The following is a 7,719-nucleotide window of genomic DNA, read 5'->3' as shown; positions in this document are numbered from 1 at the left end:
CGCAGTCCGCCGCGCCGGCCGCGCCCGCCGCCACGGCATCGGCGCAAGCCGCGCCCGCCTGGGCCGCCGGCGAGTACCGTTGGACCCTGGACGACCGCAACGGCGAACCGCCCTACACCTTGCGGCTGTACGTGCAGCCGCTGCCATCGGGCGACTACGCGCTGACCGGCAGCCTGCTGCTGGACGACGCCGAACTCGGCGCCCACGGCTCGGCGCGGCTGCGCGACGGCAAGCTGGTGCTGGACCTGATCGCCAGCGGCGGCGTGCTGCAGGCGCCGATGGACGAGGGCAAGCGCCGTCTCTATCCCAAGGGCAAGGCGCCCGCGCGGGTGGACTCGGCCGGCTTCGCGACGATGCGCGCGCTGCTCGATCCGCAATCGCTCGAAGGCGTGGTGCAGCGCTACCAGACCAACGTCGTCACCGGCCACCACGTGCAGGGGCCGATGTACGCCAACAGCGTGATCCGCCGTATGCCCTAGTCCGGCCGCGAGGCCGCGTCCGGTAAGGGAAAATACGCATGGCATGAGGCCGTGCGCTTCTTCAGAATGCCTTCCAGACGCAAGATCGTCTTCCAATTTTCGCCGACTGCCAGTGTTGCCAGTCAGGCGTGGGGCAAAAAGGCCCGAGCCGGAGTTTCCGGCTCGGGCCTTTTCGTTTTCCGTTTGCACATCGTCTTCTTTCGAATGGCGCAACGACGCGCCGTGGGCGGAGCTTTGCCCGAAGCAAGGTGCATGACGGTCGGACGGTTGTCGTCGTGATGTGGCTGCCTCTGGTGACCGCCCAATCCCGGGCGGCCAGGCCGCAGGCTTGCCTTCGGAAACGCACAGGAGCGTATCGATGAGCGCATACAACCGCCGCCGCTTTTTGCAGCACAGTGGTTCCATGGTCCTGCTGGGCGCCACGTCGGGGATGGCCGCATTGCCCCGCGCCGCGTTCGCGCAGGACGCCACCGTGAAACTTGGCCTGCTGCATTCGCTGTCGGGCACCATCGCCATCGCCGAGGCGTCGCTGGTGGATGCCGAGAAACTGGCGATCGAGGAGATCAACGCCGCGGGCGGCGTGATGGGCCGCAAGATCGAGCCGGTGGTCGAGGACGGCGCCAGCGAGAACGCCGTGTTCGCCGAGAAGGCGCGCAAGCTGCTGGACCGCGACAAGGTGGCGGCCATCGTCGGCTGCTACACCTCGGCCTCGCGCAAGGCGCTGCTGCCGGTGCTGGCGCGCAGCAAGGGCCTGTTGTACTACCCGACCTACTACGAAGGGCAGGAGCAGGATGCGCGCGTGTTCTACCCGTCGCAGGAGGCCACGCAGTCGGTGATCGCGGCGGTCGAGTGGATGGCGCGCGAGAAGGGCAAGACCTTCTTCCTGGTGGGCTCGGACTACATCTATCCGCGCACCTGCAACAAGATCGCCAAGCCGGCCATCGCGCACATGGGCGCCAAGGTGGTGGGCGAGGAATACGCGCCGCTCGGGCACACCGAGTTCTCGTCCATCATCAACAAGATCAAGGCCGCCAAGCCGGAGTGCATCTACAGCACGGTGGTGGGCGGTTCCAACGTGGCCTTCTACAAGCAGCTGCGCGCGGCCGGACTGGACGGCACGCGCGTGGTGCTGCTGTCCACCGTGGTGTCCGAGAACGAGATCGAGGGCATCGGCAAGGACAACGCGGCCGGCTACTACGCCTGCATGGGCTATTTCCAGAGCCTGAAGAATCCGGCCAACGAGAAATTCGTCAAGGCCTTCAAGGCCAAATACGGGCAGGACCGCGTCATCGGCGACCCGATGGAGGTGGCCTACAACAGCGTCTACCTGTGGAAGCTGGGCGTGGAGAAGGCCGGTTCGTTCGATCCCGACAAGGTCATCGCGGCCTCGGCCGGCCTGACGCTGGAGGCGCCCGAGGGCACGGTGCGGGTGCACGAGAAGAACCACCACGTCTGGAAGAAGGTGCGGGTGGGCCGCGCGCGGCCCGACGGCCAGTTCGACGTGGTGTGGGAATCGGCCGACCTGATCGAACCCAATCCCTTCCCGAAGCTGTAGGACGGGCCCGCAGGACGCTGGCGGCCGCGCCGCCGGTGGTGGCAACGCGACATGGAACGCGATCATGAACATCGACATCGCCGCAATGCAGCTTTTCAACGGGATCAGCCTGTTCAGCATTCTGCTGCTGATGGCGATCGGCCTGGCCGTGGTGTTCGGCCTGATGGGTGTCATCAACATGGCGCACGGCGAACTGATGGCCATGGGCGCCTACACCACCTACCTGGTGTCGGTGGCGTTCCAGCACTGGGCGCCGGGGTGGATGGACATCTATCTGTTCGTGGCGATTCCGCTGGCGTTCCTGGCGACTTCGGCATTCGGCTACCTGCTGGAGCGCGGCTTCATCCGCTGGTTCTACAACCGGCCGCTGGACACGCTGCTGGCGACCTGGGGCCTGAGCCTGATCCTGCAGCAGGCCTACCGCTCGATCTTCGGCGCGCAGGAGGTCAGCGTGCCGCTGGCGTCGTGGCTGAGCGGGGCGTGGGAACCGACGCCCGACCTGCAGTTTCCGCTGAACCGCATCTTCATCCTGGGCCTGACGCTGCTGGTGGCGATCGGCGTCTACCTGCTGCTGTACCGCAGCGCCTGGGGCCTGCGGGTGCGCGCGGTGACGCAGAACCGCGCCATGGCGGGGGCCGTCGGCATCAACACGCGGCGGGTCGACGCGCTGACGTTCGCGCTGGGCTCGGGCCTGGCCGGCATCGCGGGCTGCGTCTTCACCATGATCGGCTCGACCAACCCCGGCACGGGGCAGCTGTACATCGTCGATTCCTTCATCGTGGTGGTGTTCGGCGGCGTGCAGAGCCTGCTGGGCACGGCGTTCTCGGGGCTGGCGATCGCGCAGTCGCAGACCACGCTGGAATACCTGATGAGCGGCTCGATGGCCAAGGTCACCATCCTGGTGCTGGTGATCGTGGTGCTGTACTTCCGCCCCAACGGGCTGTTCGCCACCAAGACGCGAGGATGACGCGATGAAGGCATTGCACCGCAGGACCGAAGAGATCGCGCTGGCGCTGGTGGCGCTGCTGATCCTGGCCGTGTTGCCGCTGACGCTGGATCCGTTCCGGCTCAACCTGGTCGGCAAGTACATGGCGTTCGCCTTCGTCGCCATCGGCATCGTGCTGACCTGGGGCTACAGCGGCGTGCTGAGCCTGGGGCAGGGCATCTTCTTCGGCCTGGGCGGCTACATGATGGCCATGTTCCTGAAGCTGGAGGCGTCCGCGCCCGACCTGCCCGATTTCATGGTGTGGAGCAGCGTCGACAGCCTGCCGGTCTGGTGGCTGCCGTTCCATTCGCTGGGCTGGACGCTGCTGCTGATCGTGGCCTTGCCCGGGCTGGCGGCGTACCTGTTCTCGCTGGCGATCTTCCGCAAGCGGGTCAGCGGCGTGTACTTCGCCATCGTGACGCTGGCGCTGGCCATGACGCTGACGGTGCTCATCATCGGCCAGCAGGGCGACACCGGCGGCGCCAACGGCATCACCGATTTCCGCACGCTGCTGGGCTGGGACATCGTCGGCGATGACGGCAAGCTGGTGCTGTACCTGATCGAGGCGGCGGCCCTGACGCTGGCCATGCTGGCGGCGCTGGCGATCGTGCGCAGCCGGCTGGGCAAGATCCTCATCGCCATCCGCGACCGCGAGGACCGCGTGCGCTTCTCCGGCTACGACACGGCGCACGTGAAGGCCTGCGTGTTCTGCGTGGCGGCGGTGTTGTCGTCCATCGGCGGCGCGTTCTTCACCTTGCAGGTAGGACTGATCTCGCCGGGGGCCATCGGCGTGGTGGCGTCGATCGAGATGGTGATCTTTGCCGCGGTCGGCGGCCGGCTGTCGATCCCGGGCGCGGTGGTCGGCGCGCTGCTGATCGGCTTTCTCAAATCCTATCTGTCCGAGACCTTCCCCGAGATCTGGCTGTATTTCCTGGGCGCGATCTTCATCGTGGTGGTGGTCGCCATGCCCAACGGCCTGGCCGGCGTGATCAGCCAGCTGCAGGCGCGCCGCGCCGCCGGAGGTGCGCGATGAGCGGCGCCCTGGATCTGACGGAGTCCCCCGCCATGGACATGCGCATCGACCGCCCCAGCGCCGGCGCCATCCTGAGCGTCGAGGACCTGACCGTGTCGTTCGACGGCTTTCGCGCCGTCGACGGTCTGAGCCTGAGCGTGGCGCAGGACGAGCTGCGTGTCATCATCGGCCCCAACGGCGCCGGCAAGACCACCCTGCTGGACATCATCTGCGGCAAGACCCGGCCGTCCGCCGGCCGGGTCATGTTCGAGGGCCGCGACCTGGTGCGCGTGGCCGAGTTCGACATCGTGCGCGCCGGGGTCGGCCGCAAGTTCCAGACGCCGTCGGTGTACGAAGACCTGACGGTGCTGGAGAACTTCGAGATCTCGCTGCCGAACGCGCATGGCGTGCTCCGTTCATTGCGGTTTCGCCGCACCGGCGAGGTGCGCGCCCGCATCGAGGCGATGGCGGCGCAGGTGTTCCTGGCCGACCGGCTGCTGGAAAAGGCCGGCCGCCTGAGCCACGGCCAGAAGCAGTGGCTGGAGATTGGCATGCTGCTGATGCAGGCGCCGCGCCTGCTGCTGCTGGACGAGCCGGTGGCCGGCATGAGTCCGCGCGAACGCGAGCAGACCGCCGAACTGCTGGCGCGCATCGCGCGCGGCAAGTCGGTGGTGGTGATCGAGCATGACATGGACTTCGTCAAGCGCATCGCCCACAAGGTCACCGTGCTGCACCAGGGCCGCCTGCTGAGCGAGGGCAGCGTGGCCGAGGTGCAGGCCGATCCGCGCGTGCTCGACGTATACCTCGGCCATTGACAGGGAGACCTCCGTGTTCCGCATCGACAAGTTGAATGTGAGCTACGGCGAATCGCATGTCATCCGCGACGTGAGCTTCGAGGTCGCGCCGGGTGAATCGGTGGCCATCATGGGCCGCAACGGCATGGGCAAGACCACCTTGCTCAAGGCGCTGATCGGCATGCTGCGTTCCGGTTCCGGCAGCATCCGGCTCGATGACGCCGAGCTGTCCGGACTGGAGAGCTACCAGCGGGTGCGCAACGGCCTGGCCTTCGTGCCGCAGGGGCGCATGATCTTTCCGTTCCTGACGGTCGAGCAGAACATCATGGCCGGCGCCGAGCGCAGCGGACTGAAGGCGGTGCCGGACTACCTGTACCGCTTCTTTCCGGTGCTGCAGCAGATGCGCCGGCGCAAGGGCGGCAACCTGTCGGGCGGGCAACAGCAGCAGCTGGCGATCGCCCGCGCGCTGATCTCCAATCCGCGGGTGCTGATCCTGGACGAACCGACCGAGGGCATCCAGCCTTCCATCATCAAGGACATCGCGCGGGCGCTGAACGCGCTGCGCGAGGAGCGCGGCTTCGCCATCGTCGTCTCCGAACAGATGCTGGGCTTCGCGCTCGACCTGGCCGACCGCTTCCTGGTCATCGACCGGGGCCGCATCGTGCACGAGGCCGGCCGGGCCGGCGTGGACCAGGACAAGATCAGGTCTTTCCTGACGGTATGACCGTCAACCAACGAGGAGCATTGTCATGAGACACGGAGATATCTCCAGCAGCAACGATTGCGTGGGCGTGGCCGTCGTGAACTACAAGATGCCGCGCCTGCACACCAAGGCCGAGGTGATGGACAACGCCCGCAAGATCGCCGACATGGTGGTGGGCATGAAGCGCGGCCTGCCCGGCATGGACCTGGTCATCTTCCCCGAGTACTCGACCCACGGCATCATGTACGACGCCAAGGAGATGTACGACACCGCCTCGGCCATTCCCGGCGAGGAGACCGCCGTGTTCGCCGACGCCTGCCGCCGCGCCAACGTCTGGGGCGTGTTCTCGCTGACCGGCGAGCGCCACGAGGAACATCCCAACAAGGCGCCCTACAACACGCTGATCCTGATGAACAACCAGGGCGAGATCGTGCAGAAGTACCGCAAGATCATGCCGTGGGTGCCGATCGAGGGCTGGTACCCGGGCGACTGCACCTACGTGTCGGAGGGCCCCAAGGGCCTGAAGATCAGCCTCATCATCTGCGACGACGGCAACTATCCCGAGATCTGGCGCGACTGCGCCATGCGCGGCGCCGAGCTGATCGTGCGCTGCCAGGGCTACATGTACCCGGCCAAGGACCAGCAGGTGATGGTGTCCAAGGCCATGGCGTGGATGAACAACGTCTACGTGGCGGTGGCCAACGCCGCCGGCTTCGACGGGGTGTACTCGTACTTCGGCCATTCCGCCATCATCGGCTTCGACGGCCGCACGCTGGGCGAATGCGGCGAAGAGGAAATGGGCATCCAGTACGCCGAGCTGTCCACCAGCCTGATCCGCGACGCGCGCAAGAACATGCAGTCGCAGAACCACCTGTTCAAGCTGGTGCACCGCGGCTACACCGGCAAGATCAATTCCGGCGAGGAGGCCACCGGCGTCGCCGCCTGCCCCTACAACTTCTACGCCAACTGGATCAACGATCCGGAGGGCACGCGCAAGCAGGTCGAGTCGTTCACGCGCTCGACCGTGGGCACGCCGGAATGCCCGATCGACGGCATTCCCAACGAGGCGCCGCAACACCGCTAGTTCCCTTTCGTTCGCCAGGTCCGGCCGCGCGCCGGCCGGACCGCTGCACAGGACCCGTACCGTGGCCGCTCCGCTCGACTCCTACCGGATTGCGCAAGAACCGTACTACCGTCCCAGCGGCCGCGAGGCCGAGCTGTACGCGCATGCCTATGCGCACCGGCTGCCGCTGATCCTGAAAGGCCCCACCGGCTGCGGCAAGACGCGCTTCGTGGAATACATGGCCTGGAAGCTCGGCCGGCCCCTGGTGACGCTGGCCTGCAATGAGGACATGACGGCCTCCGACCTGGTCGGCCGCTACCTGCTGGACGCCGACGGCACCGCCTGGCACGACGGCCCGCTGACGCTGGCGGTGCGCCACGGCGGCATCTGCTACCTGGATGAAGTGGTCGAGGCGCGCCAGGACACCACGGTGGTGATCCACCCGCTGACCGACGCGCGCCGCATCCTGCCGCTGGACAAGAAGGGCGAGGTGGTCCACGCCCATCCCGACTTCCAGCTGGTGGTGTCGTACAACCCCGGCTACCAGAGTAGCGCCAAGGACCTCAAGCCGTCGACGCGGCAGCGCTTCGTCGCGCTGGATTTCGACTATCCCGACGCCGGGCACGAAGCGGCGATCGTGGCGCACGAGGCCGGCATCGACGCCGGCCTGGCGCGCCGGCTGGTGCGCATCGCGCACAGTTCGCGCGAGCTCAAACACCATGGCCTGGACGAGGGCGTGTCGACCCGCATGCTGATCTACGCCGGCGTGCTGATCCGCGACGGCGTCAGTCCGGCCGAGAGCTGCGACATGACCATGACCCGCGCCCTGACCGACGATCCCGACATGGCGGCGGCGTTGCGGGCGCTGATCGACGCCAACCTGGAATGACGATGCGCGGCCTGCATTCGCCGGGGCAAGGGGAGGGCGCGGCGGTCGCGCGCGTGCGTTCGGCCGCGCGCGATCCCGCCGAGCCGGAACTGTCGTGGCTGTTGTGCGGCCTGGCCGGGCGCGCCATGGCGGTCGAGTCGCTGGATCCGGAGGCGGCCGGCGCGCCGCCGCGGCCGGTGCTGACGGCCACGCATCTGTTGCTGCCGGCGGGCGCGCCGGGGGAGCCGGTGGCGGGCGGC

Annotated in this window: 9 protein-coding genes; all 9 read left to right on the top strand. The window is 67.5% G+C overall.

All coding sequences use genetic code 11. The features are described from left to right. The coding region (locus H0523_RS31035; RefSeq protein WP_180180279.1) for a hypothetical protein at positions 1-479 on the top strand (479 nt) is incomplete at its 5' end. A 358-nt stretch (positions 480-837) separates the two neighbouring features. After that, on the top strand, positions 838-2,034 hold the full coding sequence (gene urtA, locus H0523_RS31030) for an urea ABC transporter substrate-binding protein (RefSeq protein ID WP_054434877.1): 1,197 nt from the start codon (positions 838-840) through the stop codon (positions 2,032-2,034). A gap of 64 nt (positions 2,035-2,098) precedes the next feature. Then, positions 2,099-3,001 carry an urea ABC transporter permease subunit UrtB gene (urtB, locus tag H0523_RS31025; protein ID WP_054434874.1) on the top strand — a complete coding sequence of 301 codons (903 nt, stop codon included), beginning with the start codon at positions 2,099-2,101 and terminating at the stop codon, positions 2,999-3,001. Positions 3,002-3,005: 4 nt separating this feature from the next. After that, the gene (urtC, locus tag H0523_RS31020; protein ID WP_054434872.1) at positions 3,006-4,052 is read left to right on the top strand and encodes an urea ABC transporter permease subunit UrtC; all 1,047 of its coding nucleotides are present in this window, start codon (positions 3,006-3,008) and stop codon (positions 4,050-4,052) included. Positions 4,053-4,084: 32 nt separating this feature from the next. After that, the gene (gene urtD, locus H0523_RS31015) at positions 4,085-4,846 is read left to right on the top strand and encodes an urea ABC transporter ATP-binding protein UrtD (protein WP_082380629.1); all 762 of its coding nucleotides are present in this window, start codon (positions 4,085-4,087) and stop codon (positions 4,844-4,846) included. 13 nt (positions 4,847-4,859) lie between these two features. Then, positions 4,860-5,549, top strand: a complete 690-nt coding sequence (urtE, locus tag H0523_RS31010) for an urea ABC transporter ATP-binding subunit UrtE (RefSeq protein WP_054434870.1) — start codon at positions 4,860-4,862, stop codon at positions 5,547-5,549. A 25-nt stretch (positions 5,550-5,574) separates the two neighbouring features. Continuing rightward, positions 5,575-6,612: an aliphatic amidase gene (locus tag H0523_RS31005; RefSeq protein ID WP_054434868.1), complete on the top strand. Its 1,038-nt coding sequence runs from the start codon at positions 5,575-5,577 to the stop codon at positions 6,610-6,612. Between the two features lie 61 nt (positions 6,613-6,673). Next, positions 6,674-7,480: a CbbQ/NirQ/NorQ/GpvN family protein gene (locus H0523_RS31000; protein WP_180180278.1), complete on the top strand. Its 807-nt coding sequence runs from the start codon at positions 6,674-6,676 to the stop codon at positions 7,478-7,480. Positions 7,481-7,482: 2 nt separating this feature from the next. Continuing rightward, on the top strand, positions 7,483-7,719 hold a 237-nt coding region (locus H0523_RS30995), incomplete at its 3' end, for a hypothetical protein (RefSeq protein WP_218950889.1).

The organism is Achromobacter insuavis, from assembly GCF_902859645.1.
Taxonomy (GTDB): domain Bacteria; phylum Pseudomonadota; class Gammaproteobacteria; order Burkholderiales; family Burkholderiaceae_B; genus Achromobacter; species Achromobacter insuavis.
The sequence above is the reverse complement of the archived record's forward strand: the minus strand, read 5'-3'. Positions and strand labels throughout refer to the sequence as shown.